Annotated in this window: 18 protein-coding genes; 13 read left to right on the top strand and 5 right to left on the bottom strand. The window is 66.6% G+C overall.

Features of this window, described 5'->3' with window-relative positions; translation table 11 throughout:
* Positions 1-5: 5 nt before the first annotated feature.
* Positions 6-293, bottom strand: a complete 288-nt coding sequence (locus PMI42_RS17200) for a hypothetical protein (protein ID WP_035965950.1) — start codon at positions 291-293, stop codon at positions 6-8.
* A 188-nt stretch (positions 294-481) separates the two neighbouring features.
* Between PMI42_RS17200 and PMI42_RS38005 the strand changes: the two genes are divergently transcribed.
* Positions 482-2,839 (top strand): FG-GAP-like repeat-containing protein, encoded by a 2,358-nt coding sequence (locus PMI42_RS38005; protein ID WP_008136288.1) that lies wholly within the window; start codon positions 482-484, stop codon positions 2,837-2,839.
* A 531-nt stretch (positions 2,840-3,370) separates the two neighbouring features.
* On the top strand, positions 3,371-4,291 hold the full coding sequence (locus tag PMI42_RS17190; RefSeq protein WP_008136287.1) for a hypothetical protein: 921 nt from the start codon (positions 3,371-3,373) through the stop codon (positions 4,289-4,291).
* A gap of 84 nt (positions 4,292-4,375) precedes the next feature.
* Here PMI42_RS17190 and PMI42_RS17185 read toward each other — a convergent pair whose 3' ends face one another.
* Positions 4,376-5,065 carry a WbqC family protein gene (locus PMI42_RS17185; protein ID WP_008136286.1) on the bottom strand — a complete coding sequence of 230 codons (690 nt, stop codon included), beginning with the start codon at positions 5,063-5,065 and terminating at the stop codon, positions 4,376-4,378.
* Positions 5,066-5,270: 205 nt separating this feature from the next.
* Here PMI42_RS17185 and PMI42_RS17180 point away from each other — a divergent pair, with 205 nt between their 5' ends.
* Entirely contained in the window at positions 5,271-5,810 is a 540-nt protein-coding gene (locus PMI42_RS17180; RefSeq protein WP_008136285.1) for a tetratricopeptide repeat protein, read from the top strand.
* A 125-nt stretch (positions 5,811-5,935) separates the two neighbouring features.
* Here PMI42_RS17180 and PMI42_RS17175 read toward each other — a convergent pair whose 3' ends face one another.
* Complete coding sequence (locus tag PMI42_RS17175; protein WP_008136284.1) at positions 5,936-6,532, bottom strand: prepilin peptidase; 597 nt, start codon at positions 6,530-6,532, stop codon at positions 5,936-5,938.
* A 4-nt stretch (positions 6,533-6,536) separates the two neighbouring features.
* Positions 6,537-8,909, bottom strand: coding sequence for a type II secretion system secretin GspD (gene gspD / locus PMI42_RS17170; protein WP_035965945.1), 2,373 nt, complete (start codon positions 8,907-8,909; stop codon positions 6,537-6,539).
* Positions 8,910-9,048: 139 nt separating this feature from the next.
* Here gspD and PMI42_RS17165 point away from each other — a divergent pair, with 139 nt between their 5' ends.
* From PMI42_RS17165 to gspM, 9 genes are all read left to right on the top strand, one after another.
* Positions 9,049-10,737 carry a GspE/PulE family protein gene (locus PMI42_RS17165; protein WP_008136280.1) on the top strand — a complete coding sequence of 563 codons (1,689 nt, stop codon included), beginning with the start codon at positions 9,049-9,051 and terminating at the stop codon, positions 10,735-10,737.
* A gap of 215 nt (positions 10,738-10,952) precedes the next feature.
* On the top strand, positions 10,953-12,164 hold the full coding sequence (locus tag PMI42_RS17160) for a type II secretion system F family protein (RefSeq protein WP_035965938.1): 1,212 nt from the start codon (positions 10,953-10,955) through the stop codon (positions 12,162-12,164).
* 72 nt (positions 12,165-12,236) lie between these two features.
* On the top strand, positions 12,237-12,692 hold the full coding sequence (gene gspG, locus PMI42_RS17155; RefSeq protein ID WP_035965972.1) for a type II secretion system major pseudopilin GspG: 456 nt from the start codon (positions 12,237-12,239) through the stop codon (positions 12,690-12,692).
* Complete coding sequence (locus PMI42_RS17150) at positions 12,655-13,149, top strand: prepilin-type N-terminal cleavage/methylation domain-containing protein (protein WP_008136275.1); 495 nt, start codon at positions 12,655-12,657, stop codon at positions 13,147-13,149. Before gspG ends, PMI42_RS17150 begins: the two co-directional genes overlap by 38 nt.
* The gene (locus tag PMI42_RS17145) at positions 13,127-13,522 is read left to right on the top strand and encodes a PulJ/GspJ family protein (RefSeq protein ID WP_008136273.1); all 396 of its coding nucleotides are present in this window, start codon (positions 13,127-13,129) and stop codon (positions 13,520-13,522) included. The genes PMI42_RS17150 and PMI42_RS17145 overlap by 23 nt, the downstream gene beginning before the upstream one ends.
* Entirely contained in the window at positions 13,519-14,223 is a 705-nt protein-coding gene (locus PMI42_RS17140) for a hypothetical protein (RefSeq protein WP_008136271.1), read from the top strand. Before PMI42_RS17145 ends, PMI42_RS17140 begins: the two co-directional genes overlap by 4 nt.
* On the top strand, positions 14,220-15,134 hold the full coding sequence (locus PMI42_RS17135) for a type II secretion system minor pseudopilin (protein ID WP_008136270.1): 915 nt from the start codon (positions 14,220-14,222) through the stop codon (positions 15,132-15,134). The genes PMI42_RS17140 and PMI42_RS17135 overlap by 4 nt, the downstream gene beginning before the upstream one ends.
* Before the next feature lies 1 nt (position 15,135).
* Positions 15,136-16,173 (top strand): PilN domain-containing protein, encoded by a 1,038-nt coding sequence (locus PMI42_RS17130; RefSeq protein ID WP_008136268.1) that lies wholly within the window; start codon positions 15,136-15,138, stop codon positions 16,171-16,173.
* A complete protein-coding gene (gspM, locus tag PMI42_RS17125) occupies positions 16,170-16,763 on the top strand; it encodes a type II secretion system protein GspM (protein ID WP_008136267.1) in 594 nt (197 codons plus the stop codon). Before PMI42_RS17130 ends, gspM begins: the two co-directional genes overlap by 4 nt.
* 28 nt (positions 16,764-16,791) lie before the next feature.
* Here gspM and PMI42_RS17120 read toward each other — a convergent pair whose 3' ends face one another.
* Positions 16,792-20,379 carry an autotransporter outer membrane beta-barrel domain-containing protein gene (locus tag PMI42_RS17120; protein ID WP_008136266.1) on the bottom strand — a complete coding sequence of 1,196 codons (3,588 nt, stop codon included), beginning with the start codon at positions 20,377-20,379 and terminating at the stop codon, positions 16,792-16,794.
* Between the two features lie 346 nt (positions 20,380-20,725).
* Here PMI42_RS17120 and PMI42_RS17115 point away from each other — a divergent pair, with 346 nt between their 5' ends.
* The gene (locus PMI42_RS17115; protein ID WP_008136265.1) at positions 20,726-21,418 is read left to right on the top strand and encodes a hypothetical protein; all 693 of its coding nucleotides are present in this window, start codon (positions 20,726-20,728) and stop codon (positions 21,416-21,418) included.
* Positions 21,419-21,421: the final 3 nt, after the last annotated feature.

The following is a 21,421-nucleotide window of genomic DNA, read 5'->3' as shown; positions in this document are numbered from 1 at the left end:
GTCGCTCAGCGCGACAGACGCCTGAGGTGGGCGCGCGCCTTCTTGGCGAGCGGATCGTCGCCATGGCGCGCGATGAAGAGCTCGTAGGCGTCCGTCGTGTCCTTGCGGCGTGCGGCCTCGTACTCCTCGGCCACCGCAGCGGACGGATCCCGGGCGGGCGGAACCGACGGTGAACGGATCGCCTTGTGGCTTTCGACGGCTTTGGCTTTTCCGTCCATGGCACGCAATCCTCCAGAGCCGACAAAGACGAGCAGGGTGCCGAGCACGCCGGCTGACAGTCGGGCTATTGTCATGATTTTCTTTGCATATCCACCGTGCCGCCCGGTCGGGTTTCCTTGCCGCGGTCCCGTGCGAATACGGGATTTGATGCCTAACCGCGCATTACGCAAGCCGCCGGAGGCCTTCGCCCAAATTAAACCAAACGTATCAATCTCAAGCTAGAATCGCTTGCCTGCGCGCCGAATCGCTTCCGGAGAGTCCCTTGGCCACTTCTGTTACCGTCAGTGCCACCAACAATGCGGAAATCGACGGCCTGCTGGCGGGCACCAAATGGTCCGGCACGATCACCTACAGCTTCCCGGACGCCTCGAGCGATTACAGCAATCCCTATAGCGGTGGTAGCAGCGAGCCGACCACCACGGGCTTCGCTTCGGCGCCGACCGCGATGCAGGCGGCAATCAACTACGCGATCGGACTGATCCTCAACTACACCAACGCGACCATCCAGTACAACGGGACCGGCAGCGCCAACGTCATGATCGCGCAGTCGCCGTCGGCCAATCCGACCTCCTACGCCTACTATCCCGGCAACTATGCGGCTGGCGGCGACGTCTGGTTCGGCACCCATTACAATTATTCGCTGGCGCAGCTCGGCAATTACTATTTCACGACGGCGCTGCACGAGCTCGGTCACGCCTTCGGACTCAAGCACAGCCAGGAGACCGGCGGCGTCGCCAACGTCGCGGTACCGAGCGCGCATGACGACAGCGAATACACTGTCATGAGCTATCGCAGCTATGTCGGCGCTTCGACCTCGACCGGCTATACCAATGAGGCCTACGGATATCCGCAGACCTACATGGCCAACGATATCCTCGCGTTCCAGACGCTGTACGGTGCGAACTACACGTACCAGAGCGGCACCACGGTCTACACCTGGAGTCAGACGACGGGGCAGGAGTTCATTAACGGCGTGGCGCAGCTCGCGCCGGGCGGCGGCGCCGGCGGCTCCGCCAACCGCATCTACGAGACGGTCTGGGACGGCGGTGGTGTCGACACCTACGATCTGTCGAACTACACGACCAGCCTGAGCATCAATCTCAATCCCGGTGCGTCGTCGCTGTTCTCCTCCGTCCAGCTGGCCAATCTCGGCAACGGCCATTACGCGTCGGGCAACGTCTACAACGCCTATCTCTACAACAATGACGTGCGCTCCTACATCGACAACGCTATCGGCGGCTCCGGCAACGACACCATCCTGGGCAACGCCATTGCCAACGTGCTGAACGGTGGCTCCGGCGACGATACGCTGACCGGCGGCGGCGGCAACGACGCCATCATCGGTGGCTCCGGCAACGACACGGTGGTGTATTCGGGCAACGAAGCCAACTACGTCATCGTCTACAATTCTGCCACGCAGACCTTCACCATCTCCGACCAGCGTTCAGGTACCCCCGACGGCACCGACACGATTACGGGCGTGGAGTATTTCCAGTTCGCGGACGGCACGGTGACGAACGCCACGCTGGCCGCAGCTTTCGCCGCCAGCCACACCGCAACACGCGAGCCCGATTTCAACGGTGATGGCAAGACTGATCTGCTGTTCCTCAATGACACCACGCACGGGGTCACCGTCTGGGACATGAACGGCACCCAGGTGCTCGACAACACGCAAGTCGGCACCTCGTCCACGGGCTCGCACTATGCCGCGAAGGGCGACTTCAACGGCGACGGCAAGGCCGACCTGTTGTTCCTGAACGACACGACGCACGAATTGTCGGCGATGCTGATGAACGGATCGCAGAGTGTCGCGCCTGCCGTCGTCGGCGTTATCAATGCCGCAGGGGGATGGCAGTTTACCGACGTCGGGGACTTCAACGGCGATGGCAAGGCCGATCTCCTGTTCGTCAACTCGACCACCAACGGGATTGCGGAGTGGCAGTTGAATGGCACGCAGATCGTCGTCGGCCCGCAGGTCGGCGTCGCGCCGTCCGGCTTTCACTTCGCCTCCACCGGAGACTTCAATGGTGACGGCAAGACCGACCTGCTGCTGATCAACGACACGACCCACGACGTCCAGATGTGGCAGATGAACGGCACGCAGGTCTCTTCCGCGACCACGATCGGTACGGTCAACGCGGCGGGCGGCTGGCATTTCGCGGCGACCGGAGACTTCAACGGCGACGGCAAGACCGACCTGTTCTTCATCAACGACACCACACATGGTGCCGCGATCTGGCTGATGAACGGCAGCCAGATCACCGCGAGCCCGCAGATCGGCACGATCAATACGGCTGGTGGCTGGCAGTTTACTGACGTCGGCGACTTCAACGGCGACGGCAAATCCGATCTGCTCTTCCTCAACAGCACGACTCGCGGTGTTGCCGTCTGGCAGCTCAACGGGACGCAGATCATCGACGGCCCGCAGGTCGGAATCGCTGCTTCAGGCGACATCTATGCGGGCTTGCAGGACATCGACGGCGACCACAAGTCCGACATCCTGTTCGAGAACGCGACCACCCACGCGCTGACGGTGTGGGAGATGAACGGCACCCAGGTCGCGCTCAACCAGCAGATCGGCACGACGAATGCCGCGAACGGCTGGCATCTCGTCACCTGACGAGCCGCAATTACGTTGCAGGTCCAGCATCAGGCATGTGCGATACCTTGTCACAGGCCGCGCCGCGGCGATGTCAGATCCACCGTATACAAGTGAACATTCGCGCCATAACGCGATGTATTCAACGGCCGCGAGAGCCTGTGACTGCTGACGAAATTCGTCGCATCTCTACGCAATCGGGAGGCGGCGAAAAAAAGCTTCGCATGGCTTGAACCTCCCTGTGGTTGCAAAGACAAATCCAAGCAGGTTCCGACGTGCAGTGGGCTAGCGTCAGATCATTGAGCGGGAATCAATTGATTTCCACGACGGTATGTCGCAAAGCTTTCTGCGATCCGAGATAGTACCTGCGAAATAATATCTGGCCGGCGATAATAACTAGCCGGCGACAAGACGAGAATTGCACTAATTCGACAGGGGGCCTGTCAGTTTCGAAAACGCTTCCATTGTCCCATGCCTTCCCGAGCAACGAGTACCGGCTCGCGGAAATTCTGCATTACCGAGCAATCCCACTTCCCTTAAAGGAGATATACCATGCGTCGCATTGCCCTGGTAGCTTTGGCCGTCGGACTGTTCGTTCCACTCCTCGCGTCTGCGCCCGCCAACGCGCAAGCGACCCGAACCTGGGTGTCAGGTGTCGGTGATGACGCCAACCCCTGTAGCCGCACTGCACCCTGCAAGACCTTCGCGGGTGCGATCTCCAAGACCGCCGCGGCCGGCGAGATCAACTGCCTGGATCCGGGCGGCTTCGGCGCGGTGACGGTCACCAAGTCGATGACGATCTCCTGCGAGGCTGGGACAGCCGGCGTGCTGGTGTCCGGCACCAACGGCATCATCTTCAACGGTGGCGTGAACGACTACCTGTTCCTCAAGGGCCTCGACATCGAGGGCCTCGGCACCGGCATCAACGGCATCACCTTCCTCAATGGCGGCTTCCTCCATGTCGAGGATTGCGTGATCCGGCGCTTCACGGGCAGCGGCATCTCGATCACGGCGGGCGGCACCACCGGCTTCGAGATCACCCGCACCACGCTGTTCAGCAACGGTAACGGCTCGACCGGCGCCGGGATTCGCATTGCGCCGGCGGCGGGCGGAATCAGCAAGGGTACGGTCGACCGCGTGGTCGCCGATCGCAACACCTTCGGTATGGCGGCGGATGCGAGCGGCGGCAGCGTGAACCTTGCCATCGACAACAGCACTGCGACCAACAGCACGCTGGCGGGCGTCATCGGCGTCGGCGGGTCCGGAACCGCGAACGTGATGGTCATGCGCACGACGGCCTCCAACAATGGCACCGGTATCCAGAACGCCGGCGGAACCGCCAATATCCGGATCGGCGAAGCCATGATCCAGGGTAATACCACCGGCGTGTCGGGCACCGTGTCGTCCTATACGACGAGCCAGATCGACGGAAACACGTCCAACGGTGTGACGACGCCGACCGCGCTGCACTAGCGGTCTCGTCACTGCGAGGTCATGAAGGGCCCCGGACGATTGCTCGTCCGGGGTCTTTCTCATGCCCGCTCATGCCCGCAGGCGTCAGGTCGACCGATCGAGATAGCGCGCCGCCGCCGGCCCGGTGTTGAACAGCAGGTCGAGCGCGCTCACTTCGTGCACGAAGTCGCCGTGCAGCTGGCTGTATTCGGGGTACCCGCGATAGCTCATCCATTCCGTCGTCACGCCGGCGGCGCGGAACAGGTTCTCGTCGAAATAGGCGCGCGCCGAAGGGCCGCTGAGATAGTGGTCCGCGCCTGCCGCGCGGGCGATGGCGAGCAACCGCTCGGTGCTGGCTCCCTGCGCCGGATAGGCGGTGTCGCGCGTCATCCGCGTCGCGATGCCGAGCAGAGCGGCGATTCCGTGCAGGAAGATGGCATTGATTTCGGTCAGCCGCTTCTCGCGCTCGGCCTGTTCGTACCAGCCCTTCACCAGCGGTGCGAAATCGTCGAAGAACGCGGCGCGGCGATAGGCGAGCTCGATCGCGCGCCAATGCTTCTCCGCCCAGGGATTTGCGATCTCGACCTCGTCGATCGGCTGCTCGAAGCGGCCTTTGACGACGACGGGGATGGTCAGCCAAGTCGGGCCGCTCGCCGTCTTGATCAGGTTGCGGTTGTGCCAGTGCCGCTTCACGTACTGGGCACGGTCGAACATCACGTATTCGTCGCACTGCCGGATCAGATCGAAGAAGCCCTTCCAGGGGATGTAGCAGGACTGGATGATGCAAATCCGCAAAACACGCGATCCTGTGCCCGTGGTGGCCGCTCCCGCGCATCGGGCGCGACGGCAAGGAGATTAGTTCAGGAGAGCCTCGCTCGCCTTATAGTCGGGTCGGCCGTGCACCCAAAGCGCCAAATCGCCGGTTGCTGCATGGCCGGGCAGTGCTCTGGATTCCTTCGTACCGCCGGACTAGTCTTGTGGCATGCAGGGAAGGAACGGCATGACGTCTTTCGGCGGATATGATCCTGAGCGCCGGTGCCATGCCGGGCTGTTGCGGTGGGCCTCAGCGGCCGTCGCCGCGCTTCTGTTCCTGACGGCGATGCCGGCCCACGCCCAATCGCTCCGCCAGGGCATGTCCGCGTTCCAGCGCCAGGACTATGTGGCGGCATCCCGCATCTTCATTCCGCTTGCCGAGCGCGGCAATGCGGCGGCGCAGACCTATCTCGGCCTGCTGTTCGAGACCGGCCGCGGCGTGCCGCAGAACTACACGGAAGCGGCGATGTGGTACCGCCGCGCGGCGGAGCAGGGCGACAGCCGCGCCCAATATTCGCTGGGCCTGCTCTACGACCGCGGCCAGGGCGTGCCGCGGGATGTCGTCGAGGCCTCCAAATGGCTCAACCTGTCGACGGCCGCGGCACCGCCGCCGGCGCGGGAGGCGAGGGTCCGCATCCGCGATGCCGTCACCACCAAGATGACGCGCGGACAGATCGCCGAGGCCCGCCTGCGGGCGCTGGAATGGGCGCCGAGCCGCGAGCATTGACGGCCCGGTTTTCCCGGGCCGCCGGCGCCGCCAAACCAAAATCGCGAAAACAACCCCATGCACAGTAGAAGGCGATCGCCTCGGGCCAGCGCCGGAATGAGGATTCATCCAGGTATCATCGGGCCTTAGCCCGGCCAGCCGCCGAGCCAGCCCGCATACCAGGTTTCGCCCAGCCAGCCGATCCAGATGGCCGGTGCCAGGAACAATCCGAACGGCAGGTAGGCGGTCGTTCGCAGCGGCTTTCTTTGCAGCGCCGCATGGGCGGCATAGGCGCCGATCGCCAGCAGCGCCGCCAGCTCGATCACCACGACCACGGTCGCAAGGTCGAGCCAGGCACCGCAGACCGCGGCCAGCTTGACGTCGCCGAGCCCGAGCCCGTCGCGGCCGCGCCAGCGCCGGTAGAACGCCATCAGCAGCAGGAGCGGGATCGCAACGGCCGCCGCACGGATCACCGGCCAGAGCAGGGCCTCGGCGCCGACGTCAGGCACGAACGTGGCGGCGCGGAGCAAGGCGAGGGCGAAAGCGGCGCCCGTCAGCACGTTCGGAATGAGATAGTGGCGAGCATCGTGCGCGGCGATCGCTAGCATCAGGGCAGCCAGGAAGGCGCCAAACATGCCTTCGGCGCCCGGCGCGGCGACGAGGCTGGCGAACACCCCCAGCAGCAGCGCGATGCCGAGCGCGAGCGCAGGGCCCGTCCCGTCATTCGCCTCCGGATCGGTCACGCGATCAGCGTGCCGCCTTGGGCACGGTGACCACGGGATTGCTGGTGCCGACCAGGCGGCTGTTCATCTTGCTGCGCATCTCCTCGGCGATGACATGCGCATCGACGCCATCCTTGATCACGGTCGGGCGGATGAACAGGATCAGCTCGGTGCGGCTGCGCGCATTGGTCTGGTGCGAGAAGGCGTCGCCCACGCCGGGAATGGAATCCAGGATCGGCAGGCCCTGGCGCTGCCTGTTCTCGGTCTCGCTGATCAGGCCGGCGAGCAGCACGGTCTGCCCGCTCGTCACCGCGATCGAGCTCTTGACCCGGCGCTGCGAGATCGTCGGCGTCAGCGAGTTGGCGCTGCCGGCGGCGACGCTCGAGATTTCCTGCTCGATGTCGAGCACGACATTGCCGTTGGCGTTGGCGCGCGGCAGCACGCGCAGGATGATGCCGGTGTTCTTGTAGTCGATGGTGTTGACGACGGTGTTGTTGGCGGTCAGCACGGTCGCGGTGCCCGTCGAAAACGGCACCTGGTCGCCGACCTGCAAGGTCGCCGGCTGGTTGTCGAGCACGACCAGCGACGGATTCGACAGCACCTTGACGTTGGTGACGCCGTGCAGCGCGTCGAGCACGACGCGCGGCGAGTTCTCGGCGCCGATCAGGAAGTTGAAGCCCGGCAGCGCGCGGCCGAGCAGGGCGCCGGCCGCCGCGTTGACGGCGTTGCTCGTCCCCTCGATGTTGCTGCCGATCGTGCTCGAATTGCTGATGCCCGAGGTGGTGTTGGAGATCGAGCCCTGCTTGCTGGCCAGGAAGAACTGTACGCCATAGTTCAGCTGGTCGTTCAGCGTCACCTCTGCGATCGTCGCTTCGATCGCGATCTGGCGCTGCGGCCGGTCGATCTGCCGGATGGTCTGCTCGACGATGCGCTGCGCCTCCTGGTTGGCATAGACGAGCACGGCATTGTTGGTGACGTCGGCGGTGATCCGCACGTTCTGGAGAATGCCATTGAGGCCGGGCTTCGCCGTGCCGCCAGAAAGACCGCTTACGCCGTTGTCCGGCGGCGGCGCCGACGCGGACGGCGCGGGGCGGGCGCTGAGCGAAGATCCCGCGGGCGCGGTGACCGGGGTCGAGGCGCCGGCACCGGCGGTCGGCAGCGCGCTGAGCGAGGCGACCGGATTACCCGATGATGAGGTCGAGATTCCGGCGCCGGGCGAGATCTGGCTCGAACCGCTGTCGAGCGTCGAGCTGCTCGTCGCGCCCTGGCTGAGCAGCATGTCGTTCAGCAGCGCCACGATCAGCTTGGAATTGCCGTAGCGCAGCGGGTAGGACTTCAGGTTCACCCCTTCGGTATCGGAGCGGTCGAGCCGCGCGATCCAGGTCTGCGCGCGTTTGAGATATTCCGGCTTCTGGCTCACCACGAGGATCGAATTCTGCCGTGCGATCGGCTGGAACTTGATCATGCTCTGGCTCATGCCGCCTTCACCGGAATCCATGATCTTCTCGATCTCGGCGATGACGGGCTCCGGCGTGGAGTTGCGCACCGGGAAGATGCCGACCGACTGTCCGCGCATCCAGTCGGCGTCGAAGGAGAGGATGGTGTCCACCGCGCTCGCCCGCTCGGTGCCGCTGCCGCTGACGATCAGCGTGTTGCGGGCGCTGTCGGGACGCATGGTCGAGGCCTTCACGCCGAAGGCGTCGAGCAGCTTGAAGATGTTCTGGGCCGAGACGTAGCGCAGCGGCACCACCGTGATGCCCTGGCCGGCCGCGGCGTTCGCCGAACGGTCGATGCCGCCGGGTCCGGCCTCCGGCGCCGGCAGCAGGCGATAGCCGGTGCGATCGCGGACCAGCGCGACACCGGACATGCGGAGCGCGTTTTCCAGCACGTAGAGCGCGTCCGCCTTGGGTACCGGCCGCACCGAGGCCAGCGTCACGGTTCCCTGCACGCGGGGGTCGATCGTGTAGCCGACGTTGAGTACGTCACCAAGGATGACCTTTGCGACGCTGGCGACGGGAGCGTTCTCGAAATTCAGGTCGTAGCCGCTGCCGCCGGCATCGTCGCGCTCGGCCAGCGCGCCGCCTTGCGGCGTTGCACCATCGCTGAGATAGATCGCGGGCTTGGACGATTTCGCCTGAGCCACACCGCCCGACCCGGTGTCCGCAGGGAGCCGCGGCTGGAGATCGAGGGAGCGGATCTTGTCGGCGATGTCCTGGGCGCGCGGATCCTTTGGATCGGCTTCCACCGACTGGTCGGCGGTGACGATGCAGGCGCCGAGCACGAACGCACACGACAACAGAACGAGCGTCCCGGGCAACGCTGAGCGAAGGCGCAAAAGCGGCTGGACCACCCTGGACAAAATACGCCTGCCAACGCTGGAAGTGATTGAAAATTGCATCCGGTCCCCCGTCGGCTCGGACGCTCAATAGTTTGCGCCACGATTATGTTTTTGCTAAGAAATAAGTCAAGGGCAAAGGGCTGTCCGTAACCCGCCGAAGTTGTTGCATTCAAGTAACAAGGTCAACGCTGTGAATGCGATGCGCGACCGCTCCGCAGATAGCTTCCGGCAGCACCTCCTCGACAAATATTCACTGCCGCCGCGGGCGCACGCCCACATGGACAAGTCGGCCAATCCCGCGCTGACGCGCCCCTTGCGCGAATTGTGGGAGGCCACCGATCTGTCCGCGGCCGAATTCGCTGACGAAGTCTCCGATTATTTTGCACTGCCGCGGCTGAGCCTGCCGCAATTGCTCGCGGCGACGCCCCGTCTTGACGGCTTTTCGCGCCGCTTCCTGCGTGAATCCACCATCTTTCCTTTCAGCGCGACGAACGACGCCTTCCGGCTGGCTGTCGCCGACCCCTCCGACACGGCAGCCATTCGCGCCGCCGAAATCGTGTTCGGGACGCCGGTCGATGTCGTCGTGGCGTCATACGAAGACATTACGACGGTCCTCGATCAACGGGCCGATGCCGATGACGCAAATGCCGATCGAAGCGGCAAAGGCGTTGCGCAACAGTCCGACGACGACATCGAAAGTCTGCGCGATCTCGCCAGCGGTGCGCCGGTGGTGCGCGCCCTCAACGATCTCCTGGAGCGCGCGGTGGATTTGCGCGCGAGCGACATCCATGTCGAGCCGTTCCGCGCAGGACTTACGGTACGCATGCGCGTCGACGGACTGCTCCGCGCGTTGCCGTCGCCGCACGGTATCCCGCCGCAGGCGCTGATCTCGCGCATCAAGATTCTCGCCAGCCTCAACATCGCGGAACGGCGGCTGCCGCAGGACGGCGCGGCTCGCGTGCGCGTCGGGCGCAGCGAGCTCGACGTTCGCGTCGCGACCATGCCGACGCAGCACGGCGAGAGCGCCGTCATCCGCCTGTTGCCGCGCGACCGCGGCCTGCTGGAGATGAGCAAGCTCGGTCTTGCCGCACGCGACGAAAGCGTGATGACGCGCCTGCTGGCGATGCCGCACGGCATGATCGTCGTCACCGGGCCGACCGGCAGCGGCAAGACCACGACGCTCGCGACCATGCTGTCGATCCTCAACGAGCCGACGCGAAAAATCCTCACCATCGAGGATCCCGTCGAATACGAGATCCCCGGCATCAACCAGTCCCAGGTCAAGCCGTCGATCGGGCTGACCTTCGCCTCGGCCATGCGCTCTTTCGTGCGCCAGGACCCCGACGTGATCATGGTCGGCGAGGTCCGCGACGCCGAGACCGCGCATATCGCGATCCACGCTGCGCTCACCGGCCATCTCGTGCTGACGACGCTGCACACCGAGACGGCGGCGGCCGCCGTGCCGCGTCTGATCGATCTCGGCATCGAGGGCTTTCTGCTCAAGTCGACGCTGCGCGCCGTGGTCGCGCAGCGGCTGGTGCGCATGCTCTGTGACCGCTGCAAGGTGCCGCATGCGCTGACCCAGGCGGATCTCGCCAAGGACCCGCGCTTTGCCGTGATCGGCTTCAAGTGCGGCGAGGTCGTGCACGAGGCCGGCGGCTGCGAACGTTGCGGCGGCACCGGCTATCGCGGCCGCAACGGCGTGTTCGAGATCCTCGAAATGTCCGAGGAGGTGCGTGCGCTGGTCGGACCGCAGACGGATTCCCACAGCATCGACGCCGCCGCGATGCGGGGCGGCATGACCACGATGCTGGAGGACGCGGTCGCCAAATGCCGGGCCGGCCTCACCACCGTGCCCGAGGTCTTCCGCGTCACGACGGTGCGCTAGATGATGCGATCAGGCTCAAATGCCGCAAGACGAGAGGTGTGCTCCCTTTCCCGCTTGCGGGGGAGGGTTGGGGAGAGGGTGTCTCTGCAATCGACAATCCCCAAGAGGAGAGAACCCCCACTCGCCGCTTCGCGTCGACCTCTCCCGCAGGCGGGAGAGGTGCACCGAGCATGCGGCCGCTTGATTCAACCCACGTCCGCTCCGCGATAGAGCTCATGCCGAACTACCGCTACCGCGCGCTCAATGCCAACGGCGAACTGGTCTCCGGCGCCATCGCCGCGCCTGCGCCGGGCGACGTCGCGCAGCGGATCGAGCAGCTTGGTCTCGTGCTGGTCGACAACGTCACGCCGGAAGAGGGCGGTGCGACCGGCAGTGTGTTCAGCCTGTTCAACCGGCCGAAGCCGGAAGACGTCACCATCCTCACCCGCGATCTGGCACTGCTGCTGCGCGCCGGCGCCCGCATCAACGACGGATTGGAGCTGCTCGCCGCCGATCCCGATCTCGGCCGGCTGCGCCCGGTCGTCGCCGACATCCGTTCGCGCGTCGTCTCGGGCGAGAGCTTTGCCGAGGCGCTGGCGCGGCACGAGGGGCTGTTTCCGCCGATGTATATCGCGCTGGTGCGGGTCGGCGAGGCCTCCGGCTCGCTCGATCAGGTGCTGGAGGTGCTGGCCGGCGAACGCGCGCGCAGCGAGGCCTTGCGGCGCCGACTGTCGGATGCGATCCGCTATCCCGTGTTCGTGCTCGGCGCGGCCGGCTGCGTGCTGCTGTTCTTCCTCACCTTCGTGCTGCCGCAGTTCGCATCCGTGCTCCAGGATTTCGGCGCCAAGGTCGACCCCATCGTTGGCGTCTTCCTCAACATCTCGACGTTCCTGCGCGGCAATTCCGACGCGGTGCTGGCGGGGCTGGCGGCGGCCATCGCGGCCGTGTGGCTCCTGCTGCGGCAGCAGCGCATCCGCCACGGCCTCACCAATGCGATCACGCGGCTGCCGGCGATCCGCAACATCATGAGCGCGTATCGTACCGCGTTGTTCTGCCGCAATCTCGGCCTGCTGCTCGGCAGCGGCGTCAATCTCACCATCACGCTGCGCATCCTGATCGACATGATGGCGACGACCGGTCCGTCCGCGGTCTGGAGCGATGCCGCCGACCGTGTCCGTCACGGCTCGAAACTGTCCGACGCGCTGGCCGAGACCGAAGCGCTGCCGCCGATGGCGGTGCGCATGCTCCGGCTCGGTGACGAGACCGGGCAATTGCCGATGCTCTCGGGGCGCGTCGCCGAATTCTACGAGACCAAGCTGCAGCGGACGCTGGACCGCGCCGTCGGCATTGCGGGGCCGGCAGCGATCATCGCGATCTCGCTGGTCGTCGGCGGCCTGATCACCTCGGTGATGACGGCGCTGATGTCGGTGAGCCAGATTGTCGGTTAGGGCCAGGGAATGGGCCAGGGAATGAGCCAAGAAATGGGCCGGGAAACGGGCAAGGAACAAGAGAGGCTTGAAGTGACCAAACATCGATCCGCATCGCGCGGCCGACGGCGCAGAGGGCGAGGTGAGGCGGGCTTCACCCTCGTCGAGATGCTGGTCGTCATCACCATCATCGGCATGATCATGGCGCTGGTCGGCCCGCGGGTGCTGAACTATCTCAGCGAGTCCAAGGCCAAGGCGGCGAAGATCCAGATCGAGAGCTTCTCCAGTGCGCTCGATCTGTATTATCTCGATCTCGGGCGTTACCCGACGTCGAACGAGGGCCTTGCCGCGCTGACCCGCAACACCAATCAAGCCGGCTGGAACGGACCGTATTTGCGCGGCGGCGTGGTGCCGAACGATCCCTGGGGGCACGGCTATGTCTATCGCTCGCCGGGCGCGAGCGCACCCTATGACATCATCTCGCTCGGATCGGACGGTCAGGAAGGCGGCAGTGGAACGGCGGCCGACATTGTCAGCGGCACGCGCTGAAGGTTTTCGCGATGCGCGCGGCTTCGCGCTGATCGAGATCCTGTGCGTGCTCGCGATCATCGGCCTGCTCGCGGCGATCATCCTGCCGGCGATCCCGCGCTCGACGACGCGCGCCAGGCTGGAGAGCTATGCGGTCGAGACCGCGGCGCTGCTGAAGGCCGACCGCAATGCGGCGCTGCGCCGGCAGGTGCGGGTGGTGACGCAGGTCGATGCGCAGGCGCGTGCGATCCGCTCCGGCGTCAGCGGGCGGACCATCCGCCTGCCGGGCGACGTGGTCGTGCAGGCAACGCTGGCCGCGCGCTGTGCCGATCGCGCCGCGGGGCGGTCGATCGATTTCTTTCCGTCAGGCATGTCGTGCGGCGGGACGATCGCGCTGGCGCGGCCGGGCATGAGCTATGAGGTGCGTGTCAACTGGCTGACCGGAGGCGTCGAGATTGTCCCGCAGAAGCTGCTCTGACGCCGCCGGCTTCACGCTGATCGAGGCGCTGGTGGCGCTCGCGATCATCACGGTCGTGCTCGGGGCGATCGGCTCGGTCATCGCCACGACGACCAGGGGGACGCGTTCGATCGACCAGCATCTGGCGCTGTCGGGCACGGCCGAGACGCTGCTTGCGGACCTTCCGGCGCGGGGGCTGCTCAAGCCCGGCCGGCAGAGCGGCGAGCTCGCCGGCAGCCGCTGGCGCGTCGACGTGGCGCCGATGAATGTGGCGGGCGGCAATCCCGCCACCGATCGCTTCGTGCCTCTGGCCGTCAATCTGCGCCTCCAGCGCGCCGACGGAGCTGCGATCCAGATCACGACGGTGAAGCTGGTGCCAAGGGGCGCGCCATGAAACGGCTGCGCCGCATGCTGGCCGACGAGGCGGGCTTCACACTGCTCGAAGTGCTGCTCGCGACGCTGCTGATGACCGTCATCCTCGGGGCACTGGCGACGGTGACCGCGCAATGGCTGCCGAACTGGAATCGCGGCATCGCGCGGGTGCAGCAGGCCGAGCGCCTCGCCACCGGCCTCGACCGTATCGTCGCCGACCTGTCGGTCGCCGAGCCGATCACCGTCAACGGCGACGCCAGGGCGCCGCTGTTCGACGGCGCCGAATTGTCGGTGACCTTCCTGCGCACCGCGCTCGGCCCGAGCGCGCGGCCGGGCCTCGAATTCATCCGCCTGATCGAGAAGGCCGATTCTCAAGGGCTCGCGCTGGTGCGCGAGCGCGCGCCGTTCCAGCCGATGCCGACCGACGGGCAGATCCGTTTCGCCGACCAGGTGGTGCTGGTCCGCGCGCCGTTCCGCGTCAGCTTCACCTATGCCGGGCCGGACGGCCGGTGGCAGCCGACCTGGCGCGGCCAGGCGCAATTGCCGGACCGCATCCGCATCACCGTGCGCAACAGTGCGACCGGGCAGGTGCTGGCGGTGTCGGCCGCCGCGATCCCGCACATCACGGCACCGGCCGAGTGCGCGCGGGCCAGGAATCCGGCGTCATGCGTCACGGCGCGTACCCGGCCGGAACAGGCCGAGAAAGAGGAGCAGCAGCTGTGAGCGGCGCGCAGCCCGGACAAGCGAGTCTTCGTGACAGCCGCGGCTTCATCGTCGTCGCGGTGCTCTGGATGCTGGCGGCGCTCGCCGCGCTCGCGCTGATCTACCTCTCCTATGTCACCAACACGGCGATCACGGTGGCCGTCAATGCCGACCGGTTGCAGGCGGATGCGCTGGCGAACGCCGGCCTCGAGCTGGCGGCCTACCGGTTGACGGCGCAACCCGAAGCAACGCGCCCGACCAGCGGCACCTTCAATGCGCGCGTCGGGGCCGGCCGGGTGAGCGTGACCTTCCGCTCGGAGGCCGCGCGCGTGGATCTCAACATGGCGCCGAGGGCGATGCTGGCGGGCCTGATGACGGCGCTCGGCGTCTCCGCGGCGGATGCGCCTGTCTACGCCGACCGGATCATGGCCTGGCGCTCGTCGACCGAGCCCGGCCAGGACAATCCGGAAGATTCCTATTACCGCACGCTCGGCGCCACCTATCTGCCGCGCCATGCGCCGTTTCCGCACAGCGACGAGCTCTGGCTCGTGCGCGGCATTCCGTCCGCCGTCGTGGAACGCATGCTGCCTTTCGTCACCGTGTTCAGCAACATGCGGACGGTGAACGTGCTGGACGCCGCGCCGCAGGTGGTGGCCGCGCTGCCCGGCATGACGCCGCAGACGCTGCAACAGCTGCTGCGCGACCGCGCCGACCCCAATGTCGATCCGCGATCGCTGGTCGGGCTCGCCGGCGGCACCAATGCGACCAGCGAGGGCGCGAAGGCGTACCGGATGACGGTAACGGTCGAGGCGCCGTCGCGTCGCCGCAGCTCGGCCGAGATCGTCATCCTGCTTCTCGAGAGCGGCGACGAGCCCTATCGTGTATTGTCGTGGCACAATGCCTTGGACGGCTCCGCCGGAAAGCCTCTGTGAGATGAGCTCGCTCAATTCCCTTCGCGGCATTCTCGATGCCTGGACCGGCACCGTGGCCGGGGCGATCGTTGCCGCGCTGGAGCGCGTGGTGGCGCCGCGCGTGGTGCGGCTGGTCGAGACCGAGACCGGTGCGTTCGCGCTCGAGGCGACGAAGTCGGAGAATGTGCCGAAAGAGATCGCGTTCGAGGACGGCAAGTTCACGGGCGTCAATCTGGCGCAGATCGCCCGCGGCAGCCGCGTCGAGATCGTGCTGCGGCCGACACGTTTCCTGTTCCGCACCCTGGAGCTGCCGGCCCGCGCGGCCGACTTCCTCGAGGGCATCGTGCGGGCGCAGATCGACCGGCTGACGCCATGGAGCGCGGCGGAGGCCGTGTTCGGGTGCAGCGCCCCGGTGGCGCATGGCAGCGAGAGCATCACCACGGAGATCGCGGCCGTGCCGCGCCGGCAGGCGATGAACTATGTCGAGGCGGTCTCGGCGTTCCATCCGTCGGCGATCGCGATCGTGACGGAGGCGAGCGGGGGCGGGCGCGTCAAGGTGTTCGAGCAGAGATCGCGCGGCGCGATCGATCCGGTGCGGTTGAGCCGGACGCTGCAGGCCGTGCTGGCCCTTGCCGCGGTCACCGCGGTGATCGGCTCCGTCGCCGCCGGCTACCTGGCCGACAGTCTCACCGCGCAGGAGGGCGAGCTCGAACGGCAGATCACCCAGCGCCGCGCCGCGCTGCGCGGCAGCGACGGCGGCGAGCGCTCGCCGCTCGCGCTGCTGGAGCGCCGCAAATACGAGACGCCGGCGAGCGTGATCGTGCTGGAATCGCTGAGCCGGATACTGCCCGATCATACCTATGTCACCGAGATGCATCTGTCCGGCAACAAGATCCAGATCGGCGGCATCACGCGCGATGCGCCCTCGCTGATCCCGTTGATCGAGCAGTCCCAGCATTTTACGCGCGCGACCTTCTACGCGCCGACGACGCGCAGCCCCTCCGATCCCGGCGAGCGCTTCCACATCGAGGCGCAAATCGAACCGAGGAACGCGCCATGAGCGTCGGCATGGGCAGCGCCAAGGCCGCCGGCGGACATGCCGTTGCGCGGGCCCTCACGGGATCGCCGCTGATTGCAGTCACGCTCTATCTCGCAATCGCCGGCGCGCTGTTGCTGACGGCAGGGCTGTCGATCGCCGACGTGATCGCCCACCGCCAGGCGCTGGCGCAGACCTCGGACCTGCTCGACCAGCTGCGTGGCCGCAAGGGCGGCGCCAGGAATCCCGCGGCGGTCTCGGCCGAGCATCCGGGCACGCCGTTCCTGGAAGGGCCCACCGTGACGGTCGCGGGTGCCAATCTGTTGCAGCGGGTTGCCGCCGCCGTCGGCAATGTCGGCGGCTCGGTGCAGTCCTCGCAGGTCGATGTCTCAGGCGCGCAAACCAAGGATGGCTTCGTCGGCCTCGTCGTGAGCTGCGAGCTGGAGCAGCCCGCGCTGCAAAAGCTGCTCTACGATCTCGAGGCCGGCATGCCGTTCCTGTTCGTCGACCAGCTCGACGTCCAGGTGCCGCAGACCACGGCGCTGAGCGATGCCCCCACCGGCCGCGTCAGGGTGATTTTGGGCGTCTCCGGCCAGTGGCAGGCGGGGAAGTAGGGCGCCAAATCAGGTGGGCTGTGTCGGCTCACCAGGAGTACTTGAACACGCCCTTGCCGGAATAGCTGGTGACGTTGCCGGAGAACTCGCCGTCGAAGGTGCCGGCGATCGAGAAGCCGCTGAGCCATTTCATCTCGGCGCTGGCGCTGACCAGCGCGGAGTCGGCATCGACGCGTGCGCCGTTCACGACGAAGCTGGTGCCCGGCAGGGTCTGGAACAGCGCGGTGACGGCGCGGCTCGGATTGTAGTCGTGCGCCCAGGCGGCGCGGCCGCGCAGGGTCAGCACGCCGTTCTGCATGGCGTAGGCCTTGTCGGTGCGCAGGCCGAGCTCGGAGCGGGTGTCGGTGACGGATTGCGCGGCGTAGTTCAGCGCGAACAGGCCGCCGCCATTGAGGCTGACTTCGGAATAGTTCGGCAGGTTGAAGTTCGTCACTTGTGCGGCCGCGTAAGGCGTGATGCCGATCAAAGGCGTTGCGAAGCGGTAGCCGCCCTCGAAGCGGGCCGAGAAGGTGTCGGCCTTGTAGCGGCCCTGGAGCTGGTCGGCGCCGGCGAGCGCCACGGTGCGATTGGTGGTGACGTCGTGCCAGCCATAGGCCAGCGCGGCCGAGATGTAGGCCGGCCCGAAATTGTGCCGGCCGTAGATTCCGGCCTGGAACAAATCGGCCGAGCCCGAGCCCATCGCATTGGCAACCGAGTAGTTCAGCCCGCCGCCGCCGAGCGCGAAGCCGACCAGCGTATCCACCGACAGCCTGTAGTCGGCGCCGGCCGCGCCGCCCCAGACCCGCGCGGTCAGGTCCTGCGAGCCGACCGCCGCATTGCCGCCGACCGAGGCCGAGCCGCCATAGCCGGCCGCCCAGACGCTCCAGCGGCTGCTCGGCTGTGACGACAGCAGCGGCGCCTTGGTCGCCATCGCGTAGGCCTCGCGCTCGCGCGCGTTGGCGAGGCGCATCGTGGCATAGGCGGTCGCGTCGTCGCTCCCGGCGAATTGCGCGACGCTGCCCGCCTTGGCGAAGCCGCCCGAGCGGCCGATGACGGTCGGATCGAGCATCAGGTTCAGGAACTGGCCGTCGGCGTTGATCGCGGACTGGATGATGCCGGTGCCGAGCTCGCCCGAGGCGGTGGTCAGTCCCGCCGGCGACAGCGCAGCGAAGGCTGCGGGAATGCCGCCGGTCGTGTTGAAGAAATTGGTCAGCGTGTTCGCGACGTTCTGCTGGTTGCCGTTGAGGCCGCCGGCTTGCGCGAAATTGACGTTGACGTTGAGGAACACGTTGCTGGTGTCGTAGCTCAGCGTCGCGTTCAGCGTCGGCATGTTGGAGAGGACGGTCGGATTGAAGGTGGTGCCGGCGAGGGTGCCGGCCGCGGTCAGGATCGTGTACTGCTTCTTGACGGTCCCCGAGGTGAAGTTGGCGCTCACCGTCGCGCCGCCGAGGTCGGTTGCGCCTGTCACCTGGGTGAGGCTCGCGCTGGTCGAGGAGACCTGCACCAGATAGGTCGAGGCCGCCGTGAAGATCAGCGATCCGTTCACCGTCAGCGGGCCGAACGGGTTCGCTGCGCTGCCCGGCGCAAGCGTGCCGCCGTTGACCTGGACGCCGGCGACGGCGCCGGAGCCTGCGAGCGTGCCGCCGGCATTGACGGTGGTCGGGCTGTTCAGGATCGAGCCGTCCACCACCAGCGTGCCGCCATTCACGGTGGTGGCGCCGGTATAGGTGCTGTTGCCGGACAGCGTCTGCGTGCCGCCGGCCAGCGTCAGGCCGCCGCCCGCGCCGGCATCGTCGATCACGCCGGCGAAAGTGCCGTTGCCGTTGGTGATCGTCAGCGTGTTGGCGCCGAGATTGACGTTGCCGGAGCCGGCCAGCGACTTGATCGAGGTGCCCGTGCTCAAGGCCGTGATGTCGAAGATGCCGTTGGCGACGACGCTGCTCGAGGCCGAGATGCTGCCGTCGCTGCCTGCGGAGTTGATGAGATCGAGCTCGCCGCCGGCCGCGATGGTCGTGGTGCCGGTATAGGTGTTGGTGCCGTAGAGCTGCTGCGTCGCACCGCTCGCGATCGTGAGGTTGCCGGCGGTGCCGCCGCCGATGCCGCCGTCCTGGATCACGCCGCCGAAGGAGTTGCCCACCGTGACCGTCAGCGTCTTCGACCCCAGCGCGACGACGCCGTTGGTGCCGAACGAGAACAGCTGTGTCACCGACGCCCCGGACGTGGTCTGGGAAATATCGAGCGTTGCGCCGGCGCCGGAGAACGCGACGTAGAGCGAACTCGCAATCGAGCCGCTGCCCTTCAGCGCCAGCGTTGCACCGGCGTCGATCTGCGTGACGTTGGTGTAGGTGTTCACGCCCGAGAGGGTCTGCGTGCCGCCGCCGACTTCAAATCCGCCGGTGCCCTGGATGACGCCCGCAAATTCGGTCGAGCCGTTGCTGATGAACAGCCCGTTGCTGCCCATGTTGACGACGCCGCTGGAGCCGCCGGCGAGCGTGGTGATGGCGTTGAACGGGAACGAGGACGCGGAGATGTCGAATGTCCCGTCCACCGTCACGACGCTGGAGTTCGCGATGCTGCCGAAGCCCGACAGCGCCAGCGTTCCGGCCGAGATCGTCGTCGGACCGGTATAGGTGTTGGTGCCCGTGAGCGTCAGCGTGCCGGTGCCGACCTTGGTGAGGCCGCCGCCGGCGCCGGAGATCACGCCGTCGACCTGTGTCGATGAGTTGAGGCTGCCGGTGGTGAGCGTCTTGGCGCCGAGCACATAGTCGCCGGCGCCTTCGATCGAACCCGACGTCATGCCGGTGCTGGTCAGCCCGGAAATGTCGAAGGTGCCGCCGGCATTGGTGATGAAGCGGGCGGTGCCGCCGGTCGACGTGCCGGTGAAGGTCGTGGTGGCGAAATTCTCGGTGGTAATGGTGGCGCTGCCGGCGGTGGCGGAGTTGACGAAGCTCAGCGAGCCGCTGTTGGAGATCGTCGAGGTGCCCGCGGTGGACGAGGCGGTGAAGGCCACGAAGCCGGTCGCGGCGTTGGTGATGGTGGACCCGCTCGCCGAACTGGTGTCGTTGAAGTTCAGCACGATGTTGTTCGTGATCGTCGCGGTGCCCGCGTTGCTGCCGCCGTTGAACTCGATGACACCGTTGTTGGTGATGGCGGCCGAACCCGCGGTCGAGGTGTCGTTGAAGCTCATCCCGCCGCCGCTGACGTTGTACGTCACGACATTGCTGCCGGCGCTCGCGCTGCTGGAGTTCGTGAACACCATGCTGGAGCCGACGTTGAACGTCTGCACGTTGGTCGAGTTGTTCGAGATGCCGGCGCCGTTCACCACGAAGATGTCGTTGGTGTTGACGGTGTAGGCCTGCGCATTGGGTGCGGCCGTGAACACGACGGCGCCGATGTTGACGAGACCGTTGCTGTCGACCGTAGTCGGACCGGTATTGGTGAAGGTCGCGGTGCCGTCAGGTACGTCCGGACTAGACGTCCAGTTCGTTCCATCCGTCCACTCGGTGGAGGTGCTGCCGGTCCAGATGCCGTCGACGGCATGGGCCGTGACGACGCCGAGCGCGGTGGTCGCAAGCAGGGTCGCCAGCGCGTGACGGACGACGGACCCCAGCCTGTGTCCGATCCTCACGCGCGCCATTGTCGGTCCGGTCATCGCTGTTCTCAAATCGGAAAAAGAAATCATCGCAAGCATGCAACCCGGGCGTGCGGCAACGCCTTGCGCCCGCACACAATCTCACGGCGTCACCGCGCCTCGCAATGAATGGAGGTCCAATTGCGCGGGGTTCCAGCCTGTTCCGCGTGCAATTTCAGCGATCGTGGCCGTTGGGCAACATTTTCATGCATCGCAACATATGCAGGAGGGAGGCGCCATTCCCTCCGAATCGAGCTGGTACGACGCGGGTTGATGGTCAGGCGCATCGGGCCTAGTTTGGCTGTCGATGTCTTGCGGCGTGCGGCCGCAGGCGAGTCTGCAAGGGAATTCGATGTCCGCCTCGTTGCGAGCGATGGGATTGGCCGCGCTGTGCGCGGTCCTGGGCGTTGCCGCGGCCTCGGCGGCCACCTCGTCGCGCATGGATATCCTGTCCGATGATGCTGCCGGCCCCGCCGAAAGCGTCGATGTCGGCGCGATGCGGCCGATCGCGCAGCCGGCGCAGGCCGCGAGCAAACCGATTCCGCGCGGCAATCCGCTGTGGGCGGTGCCGCTCTCGGCGCTGACCATGACCCAGGAGCGACCGATCTTCTCGGCCTCGCGCCGGCCGCCGCCGCGCGCGGTTGCCGCGTCTCCGGTCGAAGAGGTATCGGCGCCGCCGCCGCCGAGGCCGGTCGATGCGCCGCCGCCGCTGCTGCTGGTGGGCGCCGTGGTGGGCGAGGGCGAGGCGATCGCGATTCTCGTCAACCGCATCGACCAGAAGGTGGTGCGCCTGCGCCAGGGCGAATCGCTCGGCGGCTGGTCGCTGACCGCGGTTCAGCCGCGCGAGGTGACGCTCAAGCAGGGCGATCGCAGCGAGGTTTTGGCGCTCCAGCGCCCGGACGGAACGACCACGGCTTCGCCAACGGCTGCTACCACGCCCGCAGAGTCCGGCGGCAAGCTGACGATGCCGACCACGACCGATACGTCGTTCGCGCCCTTCATGCCGCGTTCGACGCCGAAGAACGGCGAGTCGGACGGATTGTAGAGT

The organism is Bradyrhizobium sp. YR681 (assembly GCF_000282615.1).
In the GTDB taxonomy this organism is placed as follows: Bacteria; Pseudomonadota; Alphaproteobacteria; order Rhizobiales; family Xanthobacteraceae; genus Bradyrhizobium.
Note: the sequence above shows the minus strand (reverse complement) of the source record. Positions and strands in the feature narration are given on the sequence as shown.